This window comes from Corynebacterium sp. HMSC06D04, from assembly GCF_001807315.1.
GTDB classification, from domain to species: Bacteria; Actinomycetota; Actinomycetes; order Mycobacteriales; family Mycobacteriaceae; genus Corynebacterium; species Corynebacterium simulans.
The window spans coordinates 229758-246682 of the sequence record NZ_KV788559.1 but is presented as its reverse complement, the minus strand read 5'-3'; the positions used below and the strand labels follow the sequence as shown (position 1 = coordinate 246682).

The 16925-nt window shown below is 60.8% G+C and carries 15 protein-coding genes; 11 read left to right on the top strand and 4 right to left on the bottom strand.

All coding sequences use genetic code 11. The annotated features are described in order from the left end of the window. Together HMPREF3155_RS10825 and HMPREF3155_RS10820 are read left to right on the top strand one after the other, a co-directional pair. Nucleotides 1-510 (top strand): polyadenylate-specific 3'-exoribonuclease AS, encoded by a 510-nt coding sequence (locus HMPREF3155_RS10825; RefSeq protein ID WP_061923531.1) that lies wholly within the window; start codon nucleotides 1-3, stop codon nucleotides 508-510. A 44-nt stretch (nucleotides 511-554) separates the two neighbouring features. After that, complete coding sequence (locus HMPREF3155_RS10820) at nucleotides 555-1943, top strand: class II 3-deoxy-7-phosphoheptulonate synthase (protein ID WP_061923528.1); 1389 nt, start codon at nucleotides 555-557, stop codon at nucleotides 1941-1943. 17 nt (nucleotides 1944-1960) lie between these two features. On the opposite strand, the gene HMPREF3155_RS10815 is transcribed toward HMPREF3155_RS10820, so the two are convergent. Further along, on the bottom strand, nucleotides 1961-3325 hold the full coding sequence (locus HMPREF3155_RS10815; protein WP_070433294.1) for a protein kinase domain-containing protein: 1365 nt from the start codon (nucleotides 3323-3325) through the stop codon (nucleotides 1961-1963). Nucleotides 3326-3396: 71 nt separating this feature from the next. On the opposite strand from HMPREF3155_RS10815, the gene HMPREF3155_RS10810 reads away from it, so the two are divergent. Then, nucleotides 3397-3777, top strand: coding sequence for an Rv2175c family DNA-binding protein (locus HMPREF3155_RS10810; protein WP_246817730.1), 381 nt, complete (start codon nucleotides 3397-3399; stop codon nucleotides 3775-3777). Here the strand turns inward: HMPREF3155_RS10810 and HMPREF3155_RS10805 are convergent. From HMPREF3155_RS10805 to HMPREF3155_RS10795, 3 genes are read right to left on the bottom strand one after another with little or no spacing between them, the layout of a single operon-like run. Next, the gene (locus HMPREF3155_RS10805; RefSeq protein WP_070433293.1) at nucleotides 3774-5333 is read right to left on the bottom strand and encodes an alpha-(1->6)-mannopyranosyltransferase A; all 1560 of its coding nucleotides are present in this window, start codon (nucleotides 5331-5333) and stop codon (nucleotides 3774-3776) included. The genes HMPREF3155_RS10810 and HMPREF3155_RS10805 overlap by 4 nt on opposite strands. A gap of 5 nt (nucleotides 5334-5338) precedes the next feature. Further along, on the bottom strand, nucleotides 5339-6460 hold the full coding sequence (locus HMPREF3155_RS10800) for a polyprenyl synthetase family protein (RefSeq protein ID WP_061923519.1): 1122 nt from the start codon (nucleotides 6458-6460) through the stop codon (nucleotides 5339-5341). 6 nt (nucleotides 6461-6466) lie between these two features. Then, entirely contained in the window at nucleotides 6467-7030 is a 564-nt protein-coding gene (locus HMPREF3155_RS10795) for a GNAT family N-acetyltransferase (RefSeq protein WP_061923516.1), read from the bottom strand. A 217-nt stretch (nucleotides 7031-7247) separates the two neighbouring features. Here HMPREF3155_RS10795 and HMPREF3155_RS10790 point away from each other — a divergent pair, with 217 nt between their 5' ends. From HMPREF3155_RS10790 to murF, 8 genes are all read left to right on the top strand, one after another. Continuing rightward, nucleotides 7248-7688, top strand: coding sequence for an SAV_6107 family HEPN domain-containing protein (locus HMPREF3155_RS10790; RefSeq protein WP_061923512.1), 441 nt, complete (start codon nucleotides 7248-7250; stop codon nucleotides 7686-7688). 216 nt (nucleotides 7689-7904) lie between these two features. After that, nucleotides 7905-8276 (top strand): DUF3040 domain-containing protein, encoded by a 372-nt coding sequence (locus HMPREF3155_RS10785; RefSeq protein ID WP_061923507.1) that lies wholly within the window; start codon nucleotides 7905-7907, stop codon nucleotides 8274-8276. 735 nt (nucleotides 8277-9011) lie between these two features. Continuing rightward, entirely contained in the window at nucleotides 9012-9446 is a 435-nt protein-coding gene (gene mraZ / locus HMPREF3155_RS10780) for a division/cell wall cluster transcriptional repressor MraZ (protein ID WP_061923504.1), read from the top strand. 155 nt (nucleotides 9447-9601) lie between these two features. After that, entirely contained in the window at nucleotides 9602-10648 is a 1047-nt protein-coding gene (gene rsmH, locus HMPREF3155_RS10775) for a 16S rRNA (cytosine(1402)-N(4))-methyltransferase RsmH (protein ID WP_061923501.1), read from the top strand. Further along, nucleotides 10645-11454: a cell division protein FtsL gene (locus HMPREF3155_RS13075; RefSeq protein ID WP_235591058.1), complete on the top strand. Its 810-nt coding sequence runs from the start codon at nucleotides 10645-10647 to the stop codon at nucleotides 11452-11454. Before rsmH ends, HMPREF3155_RS13075 begins: the two co-directional genes overlap by 4 nt. A gap of 466 nt (nucleotides 11455-11920) precedes the next feature. After that, nucleotides 11921-13753, top strand: a complete 1833-nt coding sequence (locus HMPREF3155_RS10765; protein WP_061923698.1) for a peptidoglycan D,D-transpeptidase FtsI family protein — start codon at nucleotides 11921-11923, stop codon at nucleotides 13751-13753. Nucleotides 13754-13802: 49 nt separating this feature from the next. Continuing rightward, nucleotides 13803-15383 (top strand): UDP-N-acetylmuramoyl-L-alanyl-D-glutamate--2,6-diaminopimelate ligase, encoded by a 1581-nt coding sequence (locus HMPREF3155_RS10760; RefSeq protein WP_070433292.1) that lies wholly within the window; start codon nucleotides 13803-13805, stop codon nucleotides 15381-15383. Further along, a complete protein-coding gene (gene murF, locus HMPREF3155_RS10755; RefSeq protein ID WP_061923497.1) occupies nucleotides 15380-16909 on the top strand; it encodes a UDP-N-acetylmuramoyl-tripeptide--D-alanyl-D-alanine ligase in 1530 nt (509 codons plus the stop codon). Before HMPREF3155_RS10760 ends, murF begins: the two co-directional genes overlap by 4 nt. Nucleotides 16910-16925 lie beyond the last annotated feature (16 nt).

Genomic DNA, 16925 nt, shown 5'->3' with positions numbered 1-16925 from the left:
GTGCGCTACTTCTATGACACCGAGTTTATTGAGAATGGAAAGACCATCGAGCTGGTCTCCATTGGTATCGTCGGCGAAGATGGCAGCGAATTTTATGCGGTATCTACCGACTTCAACCCCGCGCATGCCAACGCGTGGGTGCGCGAGAACGTTCTCGATAAGCTGCCTTCCCCGAGCGATCCCGTCTGGAAGTCGCGCGATCGCATTCGCGAGGAGCTCATAGAGTTTCTCACCAAGCATTCCACTCCGGTCGAGCTCTGGGCTTGGGTGGGTGCCTATGACCACGTGGTTTTGGCCCAGTTGTGGGGCGATATGGCGGGCTTGCCCAAGCGCATCCCGCGCTATACCCGCGAGCTCAAGCAGTACTGGGAATTCGCCGGCTGCCCAAAGTTGCCGCCGGTGCCGCAGGGCAATCACGACGCGCTTGTCGACGCCCGTCATAACCTAGCCAAGTTTCGCGCCTGCATGGAGGCACTACCGCTGACAAGAGCCAACCAAGTAACTATCTAGTCCCAAACTATCCTGCGGCAGGGGGCTAATGGTTAAATAGCCATGTGAGTTGGACAGTAGATATTCCTAAAGAAGCACTTCCGGATCTTCCGCCTTTGCCTGCCGGCATCGAGGAGCGATTCCGGGATGCCATCGCACGCAATGCCAAGCAGCAGCCGAGCTGGGATCGCGCGCAGGCAGATAACGTGCGCAAGATTCTGGAATCCGTGCCGCCCATTGTCGTGGCGCCGGAGATTGAGGAGCTTAAGCGCAAGCTTGCCGACGTCGCGCTCGGCAAGGCATTTCTGCTGCAAGGCGGCGACTGCGCTGAGACCTTTGAATCCAATACCGAGCCGCACATCCGCGGCAACGTGAAAACCTTGCTGCAGATGGCAGTGGTGCTCACCTATGGCGCTTCGACCCCGGTTGTGAAGTTGGGTCGCATCGCCGGTCAGTACGCGAAGCCGCGTTCGGCGGACATGGACTCAAAAGGTTTGCTCAACTACCGCGGCGACATCGTCAACGGTGTTGAGCCCACCGAAGAGGCCCGGCGTCACGACCCAGCCCGCATGATTCGGGCCTACGCTAATTCTTCGGCTGCCATGAACCTGGTGCGTTCGTTGACTTCGTCTGGCACCGCCGACCTGTACCGCCTGCACGAGTGGAACCGCGAATTCGTGGCCAACTCCTCGGCTGGTGCGCGCTACCAGGCGCTGGCCGATGAAATCGAAAACGGCTTGGCTTTCATGAACGCCTGCGGCGTTTCTGACGAGACCCTACGTTCTGCTGAGATCTACTGCTCCCACGAGGCCCTGTTGAAGGACTACGAGCGTTCCATGCTGCGCCTTGGCGTGGATACCAACGGCGAGACCAAGCTTTACGATCTTTCCGCCCACCAGCTGTGGATTGGTGAGCGTACCCGCGGCCTCGAGGACTTCCACGTCAACTTCGCCGCGCTCATCGGCAACCCCGTGGGCATCAAGCTTGGCCCTGGAGTTACCCCGGAGCAGGCGGTGGAGTACGCAGAAAAGCTCGACCCGAACCGCGAACCAGGACGCCTGACCATGATCACCCGCATGGGCCACGACAAGGTGCGTACCGTCTTGCCAGCAGTGGTCAAGGCAGTAGAAGACTCCGGGCACAAGGTGGTCTGGCAGTGCGATCCGATGCATGGCAACACCTTCACGGCGTCGAATGGTTACAAGACCCGTCACTTCGACAAGATCGTCGACGAGGTCCAGGGCTTTTTCGAGGTCCACCGCGAGCTGGGCACCCACCCAGGCGGCGTGCACCTTGAGTTCACCGGCGAGGACGTCACCGAGTGCTTGGGCGGCGCTGAGGACATCACCGACCTGGACTTGCCAGGTCGTTACGAGTCCGCAGTGGACCCGCGTCTCAACACCCAGCAGTCCCTGGAGTTGTCCTTCCTCATAGCGGAGATGCTGCGCAACTAGCGGGCAAAGACCGCTACTTAGGCTAGGAACTGCGGCAAGAAGCCGTAGTTGCCTGAGCCAAACCACCAGCCGCCGATCGCCACGGCGACGGTAGCTAGTGCCACGAGCGCCAGGAAAAGCAGCAGTGAGAAGACACTGCGGTTAGTTTCCCGGCGCTCTTCTGGTTCCTCCTCTGCGATGCGGGAGAGCTGATTGTGCTGTTGCGGGGCAGGAGCCGGCGCCTGCTGCGGCATCGGAGCCGGTGGAGTTTGCGGAGTCGGGGGCACCTGCCCGGCGTAGGGATCGATGCGTGTCTGCGATGGATAAGCCGCCGGCCGCGGGGCGGCTGGCGTATCGGCTCGCGTTTCGAAGCTAAGAGGCGCGCGCTGCGGCTGCTGCGGAACGTATTCGGTTACCGGTTCTTCTTCGGCAGGCCGCGGCTGGGGCGCCGGGCTTTCCAACGCCGTGGTGGCGTCGAAGACGTGGGTAGCTCCCGTGCCGGAGAAATCCGTGGGCTGCTCGGCAGTGCGGGCGGCGGCAGCGTTGCGGGGGACAGGGACAGTGAAGTCGGGGAGTGCGAGCTCCCGTGTGACGTCGTCAAGCGCGTCTAAGAACTCGCCCGCGTCGGCAAAGCGCTCGGACTTCTCTCGCGCCGTGGCGGTGGCGACGAGGGCGTCGAAAAGCTTCGGCACTCCCGCAATGCGGGACGAAGGTGCCGGCACGTCTGCCTGCAGGCGTGCCTGCGCGTGCTCCAATGGGGTAGCGCCACGGAAAGGAACGCTGCCTGTCAGAAGCTCGAAGAGGACGATGCCGGCGGAATAAACATCGGAGGCCGCCGTAATCGGCTCACCGGTGACCTGCTCTGGCGAAAGATACGACACCGTACCGATGATCTGGCTCGAGCCCCGCTCCGCTGCGGCCGAACGCACCAGACCAAAATCCCCCACCTTCACGCGGCTCTGTGCGGTAATCAGCACGTTGTCTGGCTTGATATCGCGATGGACTAAACCCGCGCGATGGACTTCATCCAAGCCCATGAGCATCGGGTGCATGACCGCCGCCGCGGCGTGTGCCGGCATGGGGCCGCGCTCGGCGAGCAGCTCGCGCAAGGTGCCGCCGGTGATAAGTTCCATGATGAGAAAAATCGGCACGCCATCGGAAGAGAAGTCATGCACTCCCACGAGGTTTGGATGCTGCAGCTGCGCCATCGCGCGGGCCTCGCGCTCGAAACGCTTCACAAAGGCCGGATCGTCTTGATAGTGCTCATGCATTACCTTCGCCGCCACCGCACGGCCTAAGCGCATGTCGACGCAGCGATAAACCGTGGACATGCCGCCCCGCGCGATCGGTCGATCGACGCGATAGCGGTCCTCGAGAATGTCGCCTACTTCCAGCCTTGTCATGTAATCCAGTATGGCTGATAGACGCAGCGATGTGGTATCCGGCTAAGGTTGTGTCTGTGACTAATCCACAGATGAATTCCGAACAGGCCAAGAACGAAGAAATCGCTGCCCTCCTGGAAGGCGAGGAGCTGTTGACGCTGCAAGAGGTGGCGGACAAGCTCGACCTGCAGATTACCCGCGTGTTTGATCTGCTGGGCGCCCGCAAGTTCATCGCGTGGCGCAACGCAGAAGGTACCCGCTTGGTGCCGGCTGCCTTCTTTAATCAGAAGGGCGTTATCTCCAAGTATGTTTCAGGCGTTATCACTGTGCTTAGCGACGGCGGTTTTAACGACCAGGAGATCTTCATCCATCTTTTCACCGAAGATGAAACTCTCCCGGGCCGCCCGATCGACGCCTTGCACGGCCACCTGGCGCGCGAAGTTATCCGCCGCGCGCAGGCTTCTGCTTTCTAGGCAGTAGCTTTTTCTGCAGACTCTGCTTTTATGGGTTCTTGGGCTGCGTTCTTTCGCAGCCCATCGCCGATCTTGGGGCTGACGCCAGCGAAGATCCACTGCGTTAAAGCCCACGCGGCAACGACCATGGCGATATCCCACCACCAGTTATAGAGCTGGTGGTTGCCATCGCCGGAGAAAGCGACGCCGATAAACAGCGATACGCCGGTGGTTATCTTCAGCAGCAACAGCGGTGGGCGGAAGGTGCCCATCAGCGTCAGCACCGAGGCGTAGTACCAAGGCAGCGTCACCGAGTTGAAGAGGAACGCCACCTGGTAGGCGCCCGCAGTGCCGGCGATGGCACGGCGCACACTGCCGCGGCCCAGCCACCACATGGCCACCAAGCCGATGAGCATCAAAGCCATCGAAATGGTGCGCAGTACGTTCAGCACGCCGTTGTAGGTGGTATCCGGGCTGAAGATCTGAATCAGCGGAATCATGACATCGGCGGCAAAGGTAGGGCCAGCTAGGGGATTGACCACCTTAGAGTTGCCGCTGATCTGCGAAAGCCAGCCCCAGGAGCTGCCCGAAGCCCAGGTAATCGCAGCCACTGCAAGGCCTACCTCAGCTAAAGCCACGATGCCGGAGAGCACAAAAGCACCAAGCTGGCGCCCGCGCGAGGCCGAGCCCGGCGCATAGTGCAGCACCATCATCCACACCACGAAGGGGGCTGCGAAGATAGCTGTGGCTTTAAGCGCCACCGCGACGCCGATGAGCAGCAAGCCAATGTGGAATCGTTTCTGCACCGCGGCCAGCAGCCCCAGGGACACCAAAGCCACCATCACGGACTCGTTGTGCATGCCAGCTACCAAGTGCAGAACCACAACCGGGTTGGCCACGCCGAGCCACAGCGCGAGGGCAGGATCGCCGTCAAGGGCGCGGGTGAGTTGCACAATCGCCCACGCGATGACCGCAAAGCCAAGCACGGAAATCGCCTTGTAGATGATGATGCCGGCGGCTACATTGTCCCCGACTACGCGCGTGACTGCCTCGGCCATCCACAAGTGCAGCGGGCCATATGGGGTAGTGGTGTTGCGCCAGTCATGGGAGACCTCTAGCAGGAACGGGCCTGGATTGACCGCCGCGCCTTCCGTATAAGGATCGAAGCCATCGCGTACCATGGCGCCCTGCATCAAATAGGAATAGACATCGCGCGAGGCCAGGGGAGCGGCGAAGAGCAAAGGCGCAATCCAAGCGCTCAACATAATGCGGATAGAGCGTAGGCCACCGTTGGGCTGAGGGTTCTTCAGCTGCGGATTAATGACCTGACGGCCTGCCAAAATCCAGGCTGCAACGAGGCCAAACAAGCCGACCCAGTAGAGCACCATGCCCACGTTGCGGCCATGGCCATAAGCCAAGAAACCGACGTTTAGCGCTTCGAGGAAACCGCCGCGATTGCGCGTGGCGCCGCCCGAAAACGAGGCAAAGGCCAAGATGATGCTGGCGATGATTCCCACTGGCAGCGCATTGGGCAGGCGCACGGTATAAATCTTGTGACCTTTCTCAGGTGCGGTCATAGTGCCTACATTCGACGGGCAGTGGACTTAATAGCCAATGCCTCGAGGGTCTCAGTGACTGCAGGATCAACATGGGCCTTGCGCAAGTGGCCCAAGCCGGACTCGGTTAGTGCCGAAATCTGCTCCTCCAGCATTTGCGGGGCGCCGGAGTCAGCGATAATTTGAGCCATCTGCGCGATTTCGGCTGGGTCTTCCGTGTTGCCAATGAGCGAGCGCAGCACCTTCGCGGATGCTGGGTCCTTTTCATCAGCGCGCTGCAAAGCCAGCGAGAGCAGCACGGTGCGCTTGCCTTCGCGCAGATCATCACCGGCGGGCTTGCCGGTGATTGCTGGGTCTCCAAAGACGCCTAGCTGGTCATCGCGCAGCTGGAAGGCGATGCCGATGTCGCGGCCGTAGCCACGGAAGGCGCTGATAAGCGCGGCGTCAGCACCTGCCACCGCGGCGCCCAAATGCAGCGGGCGCTCGATGGTATAGGCGGCCGTCTTATAACGGTTCACGGAATTGGCCAAAGTGGGGTCCTCAGAGCCCGCTGCCTCTAGCGAGATATCGAGCAGCTGGCCGCCGATGACCTCGGTGCGCATGCCCGCCCATGGGCCGCGCGCACGCTGCAAAGCCGCGCTGCTTAGACCTGAACCTTGCAGCATGTCTTCGGCCCAAGCCAGCGCGAGGTCACCGACGAGGATGGCAACCGACTGACCAAAGAAGTCTGCGTCACCGTGGAAGTTCTGTGCGCGATGCTGCGCTGCGACGGCGCGATGCACTGTGGGGTTGCCGCGGCGGGTATCAGAGGAATCGATGATGTCATCGTGGATAAGCGCGCAGGCCTGAATGAATTCCAGCGACGATGCGGCGGTGGCCATGGCTTGCGGATCTTCTTCGCCGTCCAAGCCGCGTGCGCCCAAGAAACCCGCCCACGCGTAGGTGGGGCGGATACGCTTGCCGCCGTCGAGGACAAAGTTTTCCAGGTAAGACGTGGCGCTAACGACGGGGCCGCCGATTTCGGCGACCTCGGGGCGGCGCTGGTCTAAAAACTCTAGGAGCTTTTCGCGGGCGGTATCCGGGAACTGCTCTAGGGAAGGAATGCTGTTGTCTTTCACTCCCCACACGTTACCTGTTGAACCGGACATTCCCTGTTACGTGGGGGAAAGCGGCAGGCGTGCCGCGAGAATTGCAAAGGCACGGGAATCAGCGGGGTATTCCAACCCGCGCAGCACATCGAAGAATCCCACCTTACGGTAGAGCCCAAATGCCGCGTTGGCCTCGTCGGGGACCTCCGGTGTCGACAGCAAAAGGTAACTGGCAGGAGCGTTCCACGCCAGCTCCTTTATTAGCGCCAATCCCAGCCCATGCCCTTGCAGGTTCGGCGCGACATGAATCTCGGCGAGCTCAAAGTAGTTGTGGAGAATCTGCAGCTGCGCCTGAGTGGCCCCGCCGGCTTCGGCGAATCCCCTCCGCAGCTGCCGGTCCCACCAGGTGTCGGGCGAACCAATGAAGCCATAAGCGACGCCGCCGATTCCGTACTCATCTTCCGCGATCACCGCCGTAAAACCTGGCCGCATGATGTCTGCTTTCCATGCCTTGATTCGATTTGCACGCATGGTGGGGCTATATCCCATGGCGGCGATGTAAATATCGACCAAGGGGGGCGCCAGCATGGCGAACTCGTGCGGGCTCAAGCGACGAATACGAAAACTCACGTCTTTAATATCAGCAGATCTTGGCAGAGTTCGACAAGGAATTCCGGCAAAAGTTCCTGCCCTGCTTGGCGACGCCCCGATAAGGGGAGGGCATGTTCGAAAATAATTGTCTGTAGTGCGAAAACCATTGCCTTATTCGAACATTTGAACTAATCTGGAAGTAGATGTCCAGTGCACGCTCTAGATTTATGGTCAACAACAGCAAAGGAGGAGCATCATGGCACAGGTTATTTCTGCAACAGCGCAGTTCAGGGGGTCGCGCGCTGCCGCAGGCGCGTTCAAGCGTGACCGTTTTCTAACGCAAGCCGGAGACCTTCTGTCGCAGGCCCGCGCCATGGCTGCCACTGAGCGTTGGGACCAAGCTCTCGAGTTTGCATACCAGGCGGGTCTGCGCACTGCCGGTGCGCGTATCGCAGATTCCGCAGTGTCAAAGCGGCGCCGTTTGCCCTCGAGTGCGTGGGAGCAGCTGGCCATGGTGGGCGCTTCCGAGAAGGATTGGGCGGAGCGTTTCCATGGATATTCCCGCCTTCGTTCTCGTGTGGCCTCCGGGCTGGATGATGCGCCGGATGAAGAAGTCGTTGTAAAGCTAATGGCCTTGGCTGCGGAATTTTTGGCAGAGGTTGAAGAGGGGATTGTCTTCGGTTCTCTTGCTGCCTAGCTGCGTGGTTTCGGGGCCAGCTATTTACTCCGGGTGTGACGTTGCCCAATAGTGGTGGGGGCAGACTGTGCTTGCGGGAACTTACTGATTACTCTGGGCGTTAGATAGTTAGTAGTTCACGAATCATGGTGTAATCCAAAGCCTGTGCGGTGGCGCGTAGTTGCATTGCAGCGTGGATTTTTGGCCCGATGCCCATTGAGATCAATTGGAGGAAAAGTGTCGCTTTCCGAGCACGAGCAGCAGGCACTGCGTGAAATTGAACGATCCTTGATGCAGGATGATCCCAAGTTTGGTTCCTCCGTTACGGGTGACTCCGGCTTTGGTAACGGCGGCGCCATCACCCTGCGCGGGGTTGCCCTCATCGTTGTTGGCCTTTTGCTGATGGTTGGCGGCGTAGCTTTGGCGCAGCAGTCACTGTGGTTTGTGGCCTTGTCTGTGCTGGGCTTCCTCGTGATGTTCGGTGCTGGCGTGTGGATGCTGCGCGGCCGTAAAGAGGCTGTTAGCTATAGCGCGCCGCGCCGCCCGGCTGGCAACCGTCAAGGCGTGAGCTCCCGCCTTGAGGAGAACTTCCGCCGCCGTTTCGAATAAGCTACCCGCTTTTTGGCGCTAGGGCCCGCATCCTTCTGGATGCGGGCTTTTAGTTTTCTCTGAGCTTTATCTCCCACTTTTACCCATTCCGCCCACTTCGACCCACATTCCCCACTTTGTCCCACTGCGGGGTGAGTGTGGCCTTTTGCGTGCGTTGGGCGGCGGTGCGTATCCCGGCGGTGTGCGAGGCGGCTGTGGGGTGTTCAAGAGGATTACCAGCCCTGGAAAACCAGACTTCCTGTTCGTGGTTTAGTTCGCTATGGGGTGATTGAAAACCGTCCTTGAACTCTGGGTTTCCGGCCCTGGGTATTTGTCGAAACGGATATAAAGACGGGCCGCCAAACGTCGATACCCGGGCCAGCAGCTGCAATTGGGGTAGCCGTAAACGCGCATCGCGGGCTGAGCGGGGACTGCGCTAATCGCAATATGCGGGGTTCAAGGTAGCGGTGGGACGCAATATGTTGGTGTGATTGGTGGGGTAATTGGGGTGTTTGTAGGGCGTTGTCAAGGGGGTGGCTGGGGAATTCTTCCCACCATCAAAACGGTCTTCTACCTTGGCTGATTTGTCGGAAAACTTTTAAACACGCAGTCGAGGGTGACAGAAGTGGGGGAAAGTGGGGTAGAGTGGGGCACAGTGTAGAACCGAGGGCCTGTGGATGTGTGTTGAACATCTGCCGGCGCGAGGGGCTGCACAGAGGAATCCGGAGTTTCGAGTAACAGGAAGGTGGACCCGGGATGTTTCTCGGTACCTACACTCCCAAGCTCGATGACAAAGGGCGGCTAACGCTTCCAGCGAAGTTCCGTGAAGAGCTGGCGGGTGGCCTCATGGTCACCAAAGGTCAGGACCATTCCTTAGCGGTGTACCCGCGTGAGGAGTTTGCGGCGCGAGCGCGAAAAGCGGCGGCGGTATCTCGTACGAACCCAGATGCGCGTGCGTTTATCCGTAACTTGGCAGCAAGTGCGGACGAGCAAAGGCCAGATGGGCACGGGCGAATCACGCTTTCAGCAGCCCACCGCGAGTACGCAAGCCTCAAGAAGGAGTGCGTGGTTGTCGGTTCGGTGGACTTCCTTGAAATCTGGGACGCAGCCGCGTGGGCTGAGTACCAGGCGCAAACTGAAGATGCTTACTCGGCGGCAGACGCCGATGACGTACTCGCTGGCTTGCTTTAGACATGCAGCTAGCGATGAGTGCGTGTACGGACTCTGCCCGAGGTGGATGCTCTGGTGTACTTCCCCGATATCAGAAACCTGCCTCGGACAGGGCCCTATACGCACTCTTTTGCACTGTAAGACAATTTTTCATAAGTGGGGGGTGACTAGCAGCGATGACGGCTCAGGACAATAACTCGGCAGTAAATTACGACGTAGCGGATAATCACGGCCACGTGCCGGTTATGCGTGAGCGCATGGCACAGCTGCTAGAACCTGCTGTTGCGGGCGATAACGCAGTGCTTATCGACGGCACCTTGGGGGCCGGCGGGCACACCGAGTACTTCTTGAACAAGTTCCCCAACGTCCGCGTAATTGGTGTCGACCGCGATGGCGCCTCCTTGGCGGCAGCCACCGAACGCCTTGCGCCCTTCGGAGATCGCTTCGTCGGCGTGAATGCCCGCTTTGATGATGTGTGTGCGGAAATCGAGCGCGCAGAGGGCGCGATTTTCGACGTCGCGCGTGAGCACGGAATCGCCGGAGCGCTCTTCGATTTGGGCGTTTCCTCGATGCAGCTTGACCAGGTCGAGCGCGGTTTTGCTTATAAGACCGACGCGCCTTTGGATATGCGCATGGACCCTTCGCATGGGATTACCGCTGCGGACATCCTCAATACTTATAGCCACGGCGATTTGGCGCGTATCTTGAAGACCTACGGCGACGAACGCTTCGCCGGAAAGATTGCCTCCGCCGTCCTCAAGGAGCGCGAGAAGGAGCCCTTTAGCAACTCTGAGCGCCTCGTTGAACTGCTTTATGCCACCATCCCGGCTGCCACCCGCCGCACTGGCGGGCACCCTGCAAAGCGCACTTTCCAGGCGCTGCGCGTGGAGGTTAACCGCGAGTTGGAGGCAATCGAGCAGGTTATTCCTGTCATCACTGACGCGCTCACCGTGGGCGGGCGTGCGGTGTTCATGAGCTATCAGTCGTTGGAAGATCGCATCGTCAAACAGGCTTTTGCCGAGCTGACGAAGTCGAAAACTCCCGCCGGTTTGCCGATGGACCTGCCGGGTACCGCTCCGAAGTTCAAGACCGTCACCCGCGGTGCGGAAAAGGCGAGCGCCGAAGAGATCGAGGAAAACTCCCGCGCTGCTTCGGTTCGCGTCCGCGCTATCGAGCGTCTTGAGGGTGAGCCTTCGCTGCACCCACCGGGAGGCACGTCATGAGTCTCAACGAACGCATCCCTGAACGTAACTACTCCGCACAGACTTTTCAGAACCCAGCACTAGGAAGGACCCGCACCATGGGGGCGAGCCGCGACTTTACTACCGGAACTGATACCGGAGCCGCCACGACTCTTCTCGAGCCAGGCCGCCGTGCGGTCCCACAGCGTACTCCGCGCCGCGTCCCGCATCGCACACAAGTGCCGACGCGCCGCGGCAACCGCTTGGGTTCGAAGCAAGTCGTGTCTTTCCGTGGCCGCCGGCTTCCGCAGCAAACCACCAAGAAGAACTCGCTGTTTACCCGGCTATCTTTCATCGCAATCGGCTTGCTGATTTTCGGCGTGGTCGTCTCCATGTGGCTGTCCGGTATCTCCACCGCGCAGACCTTCGTGGTCAAGGATCTCACTGCCCAGGAGTCTGAGCTGGATAACCAGCTTGAGACTTTGAACCGCGACCTCGAAAACGTGCGTTCGGCATCCGACGTAGCGCGCCGTGCCAACGAGGCCAAGATGGGCGTTCCGACGCAGCCGGGCATCGTTGAGGTTGACCCAGAAGGTAACCCGCAAGAGAAGCGCCCAGCGGATCCGGCAACCGAAGCAATCGTTGACGTCAACGGCGCACCGGTTCGACCGGGACAGGCTTCCAGTGACCCGGATGCAACCAAGGATGTTTCCGGTAGCTTGAACGAGGTGCCGCAAGGCCGCCAACGCACGGACCGACAGCCAGGTGAAGAGAACGCCTCATCGCCGGCACCAGGCGCGCAGGTGGAATTGCCAAACATTCCGGCGCAAGCGCCGTATGCCAACTAGCTGTGAATGTGGTTTCTTCGGATGTGCTCGCGCGTGCCTGCGCGAGCACTTCGCATTTATAGGGCAAAATCTTGATCCAAGACTGTCTGCAGCGCGATGAGCTGTAAAAAGATAATCGGCAAAAGGAAAAGGTGACTTTGTGACTCGACCCAATTCAGGTGACCGCTATGGCGGTTCCCGGAGGGACCAGGGGCGCGCCGGCAGGGGCACCCCTGCGGATCGCAATAACCAAAGCCGCCTGGGACGCAACGAAGGCTACCGTCAGGGCCGTCCCACTAACCGCACCCATCGAGGAGCCAACACTGGCTCTGCCATGCCGCGTGCCAATGCGCTGCGTCCGAGTGAGCGCGTCACTGCCGCCAGCCGTGATAAGCAAACCCGCGGTCCTGCGGCACCCGGCCGCTTCAAGTTCTTGCCGCAGAAGGAAATCCTTAGCAAGCGCGTTAAAACCGTCGTTTCTGCGCTGATGGTCGTCCTCGTTATCCTGGGCGGGCGCCTAGCCTGGGTACAGCTCGTGTGGGGCCCGGATCTTGCCGCGAAGGCGGTGGCACAGCGTTCCCGTGTCTACATCGACTCCGCCCGCCGCGGTGAGATTGTTGACCGCAACGGCCAGCGCCTTGCCTACACCATGAAGTCCCGCTCGCTGACCGTTTCCCCGACCCGCTTGCGCGAAGAGCTACGGGAGCAGGAAGAGATTGAGGCAACTGGCGAGGATTCTTTCGACAGCATGGACGAAGCCTCCCGCAACAAGTTCCTAGATGACAAGGTCGAGTCCCGCCTGAAGGAGATGGCTGAGGGCATCCCAGACAAGATCAAGGCCGCGGGCCTTAGCACTGGCGACGTCAATTCCAAGCACATTCTCGATAAGCTCCACGCTGATACGCAGTATGAGGTCTTGGTCCGCAACGTCGATCCTGACGTCGCCGTAAAGATCGCCGAGGAGTACCACGGCTTGGCTGCCGACGAGCAGCAGATCCGCCAGTACCCCAACGGCGCAATTGCCGAAAACGTCATCGGTAAGGTTTCCATGGACGGCCAAGGCCAGTTCGGTTTCGAGGCCTCCGGCGATTCCACACTGACCGGTATCGACGGCAGCTCCACCGAGGACGTTTCCACCAGTGGCCAAGCCATCCCGGGCACCCTGCGCGATCAGGTTCCAGCTACAGACGGCAAGAACGTCACCTTGACCCTCGACCTAGACCTGCAGACCTATGTCCAGCAAAAGCTCGAAAAGGCCCGCGTGAACTCCAAGGCGAAGAACGCCCAAGCAGTCGTTCTCGACGTTGCTACCGGCGAGGTTCTTGCCATGGCTAACACAGGCACCATCGACCCAAACAAGGACATCGAAAAGCAGCTCAAAGAAGACAAGGCCTTCGACAACCGGAGCGTGTCCCACCCTTATGAGCCAGGTTCCGTTGCCAAGGTGATCACCGCCGCTGCCGCATTGCAGGAAGGCGTCACCACTCCGGACGAGGTCCACCAAGTCCCGGGCTCCATCGACATGTCCGGTGTGACCGTCAACGATGCGTGGCAGCACGGCGTCGAGCCGTACACCACTACGGGTATCTTCGGTAAGTCTTCCAACGTCGGTACCCTGATGCTCGCCCAGAAGCTGGGCCAGGAACGCTACGCCAAGTATCTCGAGGCCTTCGGCCTTGGCGAGACCACCGGCATTGAACTGCCAAATGAATCCGCAGGCCTCGTACCGGCTCAGGAACAGTGGTCCGGCGGCACCTTCGCCAACCTGCCCATCGGCCAGGGCCAGTCCTGGACCACCCTGCAATTGGCCAGCGTCTACCAAGCGCTTGCCAACGGCGGCGAGCGCATCGAACCGCGCATTATTTCCTCTATCACCGGCCCAGACGGCGAGAAGGAAAAACTCGACGAGCCGCGCAAGACCCGCGTGGTTAGCGAGGAAACCGCGAAGACCACCGTCGATATGTTCCGCGCCGTGTTCCAGAAGGATCCAAATGGCGTCCAGAACGGCACCGCGGGTGGCAATAACATCGAGGGCTATCAGCTTTCCGGTAAGACGGGCACCGCCCAGAAGGTCGATGAGAAGACCGGCGCCTACTCCAACTCCGCGTACTGGATCACTTTCGCGGGCATCGCGCCTGCCGACGACCCTCGTTTCGTCGTCGCCATCATGCTCGACGAACCGCAGTCGGGCGTCAACGACAACGGTTCCGGCGGCCAGTCTGCTGCGCCGGTGTTCAAGGACATCGCTAGCTGGCTGCTCAACCGCGACAACATTCCACCGTCCAAGCCCGCGCCGGAGCTGACCCTGCGCGCTCAATAAAAACTTCAACGAATACCACACCTTCGCACTACAAAAAGGGGAGAAAGCAATGAGCGTAGACCTAGAAAGCCTCGCTACTATCGGCGGCGGGCGCGTTATCGGTGACGAGACCGTCACTGTTTCCTCCTGCAGTCTCGACTCCAAGGCGATTGCTGCGGGCGGCCTCTTTGCAGCGTTGCCCGGAACCCGCGTGCATGGCGCCCAGTTCGCCGGCGGCACCGAAGCAGCGGCGATCCTCACCGACGAAGCCGGCCTGCAGCACTTGCAGGAAGCAGGGGAGCGCCGCCCGATCATCGTGGTCGAAGACATCCGCGCCGTGCTGGGGCTCATCGCCGCAGAAATCTATGAGCACCCGACGAAGTCGCTGACCGTCATTGCGGTCACCGGCACCTCCGGCAAGACGACCACCAGCTACCTGCTTGAGGCGGGCTTGCTCCACGCTGGCTACAAGGTCGGTCTCATCGGCACCACCGGCACTCGTATCAACCGCACGCCGGTTCCCACCAAGTTGACTACCCCGGAAGCACCGACGCTGCAGGAGCTGTTCGCACGCATGCTCGCGGAGGGGGTTACCCACGTGGTCATGGAGGTTTCCTCCCACGCTCTCGAGCTGGGCCGCGTGCGGGGCACACACTTCAAGGTCGGCGGTTTCAGCAACCTCAGCCAAGATCACCTTGACTTCCACCCGACGATGGAGGATTACTTCGAGGCCAAGGCCGCGCTTTTCGGCGGCCCGCAATCCGCCGCCTCCGCCGTTATCTGCGTCGACGATGAGTGGGGCAAGCGCATGCTGGAGCGCGCCGCCGGTAAGCCGCGCACCGTGGTTGCCACCACCGCAGCAGAGCAGGCACAGCAACTGGCCGACGCCGTCGATGCAACTCTGGTCACCGCGACCCAGACCGGCACCGAGGTCACTGGCGAGCAGCATGTGGATATGAACTTCGCAGGCCAGCAGCATTCCTTCGAGCTGCCGATGCCAGGAAGATTTAATATTGCCAACGCCGCCCTGGCCACGGGCATGGCGGCCGCCGTTGGCGTTGACGTCGAGCAGTTCCTGGCCGGCATCGAGCGCGTGGCCGTTCCAGGCCGCATGGAGCGTATCGACCGCGGCCAGGAATTCGTCGCCGTGGTTGACTATGCCCATAAGCCGGCCGCAGTCGCCGCCGTTCTCGATACCCTGCGTGGCCAGCTCGAGGGAACCGATGGGCGCCTCGCGGTGGTCGTCGGCGCCGGAGGCGACCGCGACTCCTCCAAGCGCCCACTGATGGGTGCTGCCGCCGCAGAGCGCGCAGACCTTGTTGTGGTCACCGACGATAATCCGCGCAGCGAGGATCCAGCCACCATCCGCGCGGCCGTCATTGAGGGCGCGCGCGAGGCATCCTCGACCACCGATATCCGCGAGGTCGGCTCCCGTGCCGCCGCCATCGACGAAGCAGTCCGCTGGGCCGCACCTGGCGACGCCGTCATCGTCGTAGGCAAGGGCCACGAGGTCGGCCAAATCATCGGCGATGAGACTGTTCACTTCGACGACCGCGAAGAGCTCGCACGCGCTCTCGACGAAAAGCTAGCCGGCAACGCGCCACAGGAAAATGCGCGGTACGGTGACACTGTGGAAAAGGAACAAGCATGATTGCATTGACCCTTCAAGAAATCGCTGACATCACTGGCGGTCGCCTCGATTGCGTGGAAGATCCTTCCGTGCAGGTGACTGGATTCGTCGAATTCGATTCCCGCAAAGTCACCCCGGGCGGGCTTTTTCTCGCACTGCCGGGTGCTCGTGTAGACGGCCACGATTTTGCAGAAAAAGCAGTCGCATCAGGGGCAGTTGCTGTGCTGGCGGCACGTCCTGTTGGCGTGTCGGCTATTGTCGTTGAGCCGAAGGGCAAGGTCGAAGGCGACGGCGCCAACGCTGACATTTATGCCAACGATGAAGACGGCTCAGCCGCCGCAGTCATCGAGGCTTTGTCCGCACTGGCACGCGCGGTCACGCAGCGCCTAGCTACCGATTCCGCCCTCAACATCGTGGGCGTGACAGGCTCGGCCGGCAAGACCTCCACCAAGGATCTCATCGCCACTATCTTCCGCGCAGCGGGGGAGACCGTCGCGCCTCCGGGCTCTTTTAACAACGAGGTCGGCCTGCCCTATACCGCTCTGCGTTGCGACGAGCACACCGAATACTTGGTGGCTGAGATGTCCGCCCGCGGTATCGGCCACATTCGCCACCTCACTAACATCACCGCACCCAAGGTCGGTGTGGTCTTGAACGTCGGCTCCGCCCATTTGGGTGAGTTCGGCTCCCGCGAGAACATTGCCCAAGCCAAAGGCGAACTCGTCGAGGCCCTACCGAGCGCGAAAGACGGCGGCGTCGCAGTGCTCAACGCGGACGATCCTTTCGTCGCCGGCATGGCGCCGCGCACGGATGCGAAGGTGGTCTACTACTCGGCCGTGGATAAGCAAGGCTCTAATGTGCAGTACTACGCTACGCAGGTCCAGCTTGACGATGTCGCTCGTGCCTCGTTCATGATGCATACCCCAGACGCGCATCCGCTGCCGGTGAAACTGCAGGTTTTCGGCGCGCATCAGGTCTCCAACGCCTTGGCTGCCGCTGCAGCTGCCATCGAGCTGGGACTAAGCGCCGAGCTGGTAGCCAACGCTCTGTCTGGCCACCGCATTGCGTCGGAGCACCGCATGGACGTGCGCAACCGTCGCGATGGTGTCACACTCATCGATGACTCCTACAACGCAAACCCAGACTCCATGCGTGCGGCCATCGCCGCGCTGGCTTATACCGCGGCGGCGCGTCCCGACGCCCGTTCCATCGCCGTGCTCGGCGAGATGGGCGAGCTCGGCGAGGACGCACTCGACTCGCACCGCCAGTTGGGCAGTGAGCTGGCGAAGTACCACGTAGACCATCTGGTGGCCGTGGGCACTAGCGTCAACACGCGGGCGATGGCGGAAGCGGCACAAGCAAAGGGTATAAATACTAGTATCTGTGCCGATGTTGATGAGGCCGCAAAAATTGTTGACGGCCTTCTGCGTACCGCGCCAGTAGGCGTGGACGATTGGCCAAATAGGGACGCCAAAGATGTCGTCCTCGTCAAAGCTTCGAATGCCCAACGCCTGTGGCTCGTTGCAGAAAAGCTCAACCAGAGCTAGCTCACGAATATTAGAA

Excerpts from the sequence above, each read along its gene's own strand:
- HMPREF3155_RS13075 (WP_235591058.1), top strand. The coding sequence starts at position 10,645 with ATGAGTCTCAACGAACGCATCCCTGAACGTAACTACTCCGCACAGACT.
- mraZ (WP_061923504.1), top strand. The coding sequence starts at position 9,012 with ATGTTTCTCGGTACCTACACTCCCAAGCTCGATGACAAAGGGCGGCTA.
- murF (WP_061923497.1), top strand. The coding sequence starts at position 15,380 with ATGATTGCATTGACCCTTCAAGAAATCGCTGACATCACTGGCGGTCGC.
- rsmH (WP_061923501.1), top strand. The coding sequence starts at position 9,602 with ATGACGGCTCAGGACAATAACTCGGCAGTAAATTACGACGTAGCGGAT.
- HMPREF3155_RS10810 (WP_246817730.1), top strand. The coding sequence starts at position 3,397 with ATGAATTCCGAACAGGCCAAGAACGAAGAAATCGCTGCCCTCCTGGAA.
- HMPREF3155_RS10760 (WP_070433292.1), top strand. The coding sequence starts at position 13,803 with ATGAGCGTAGACCTAGAAAGCCTCGCTACTATCGGCGGCGGGCGCGTT.
- HMPREF3155_RS10790 (WP_061923512.1), top strand. The coding sequence starts at position 7,248 with ATGGCACAGGTTATTTCTGCAACAGCGCAGTTCAGGGGGTCGCGCGCT.
- HMPREF3155_RS10805 (WP_070433293.1), bottom strand. The coding sequence starts at position 5,333 with ATGACCGCACCTGAGAAAGGTCACAAGATTTATACCGTGCGCCTGCCC.
- HMPREF3155_RS10765 (WP_061923698.1), top strand. The coding sequence starts at position 11,921 with ATGGTCGTCCTCGTTATCCTGGGCGGGCGCCTAGCCTGGGTACAGCTC.
- HMPREF3155_RS10800 (WP_061923519.1), bottom strand. The coding sequence starts at position 6,460 with ATGTCCGGTTCAACAGGTAACGTGTGGGGAGTGAAAGACAACAGCATT.
- HMPREF3155_RS10815 (WP_070433294.1), bottom strand. The coding sequence starts at position 3,325 with ATGACAAGGCTGGAAGTAGGCGACATTCTCGAGGACCGCTATCGCGTC.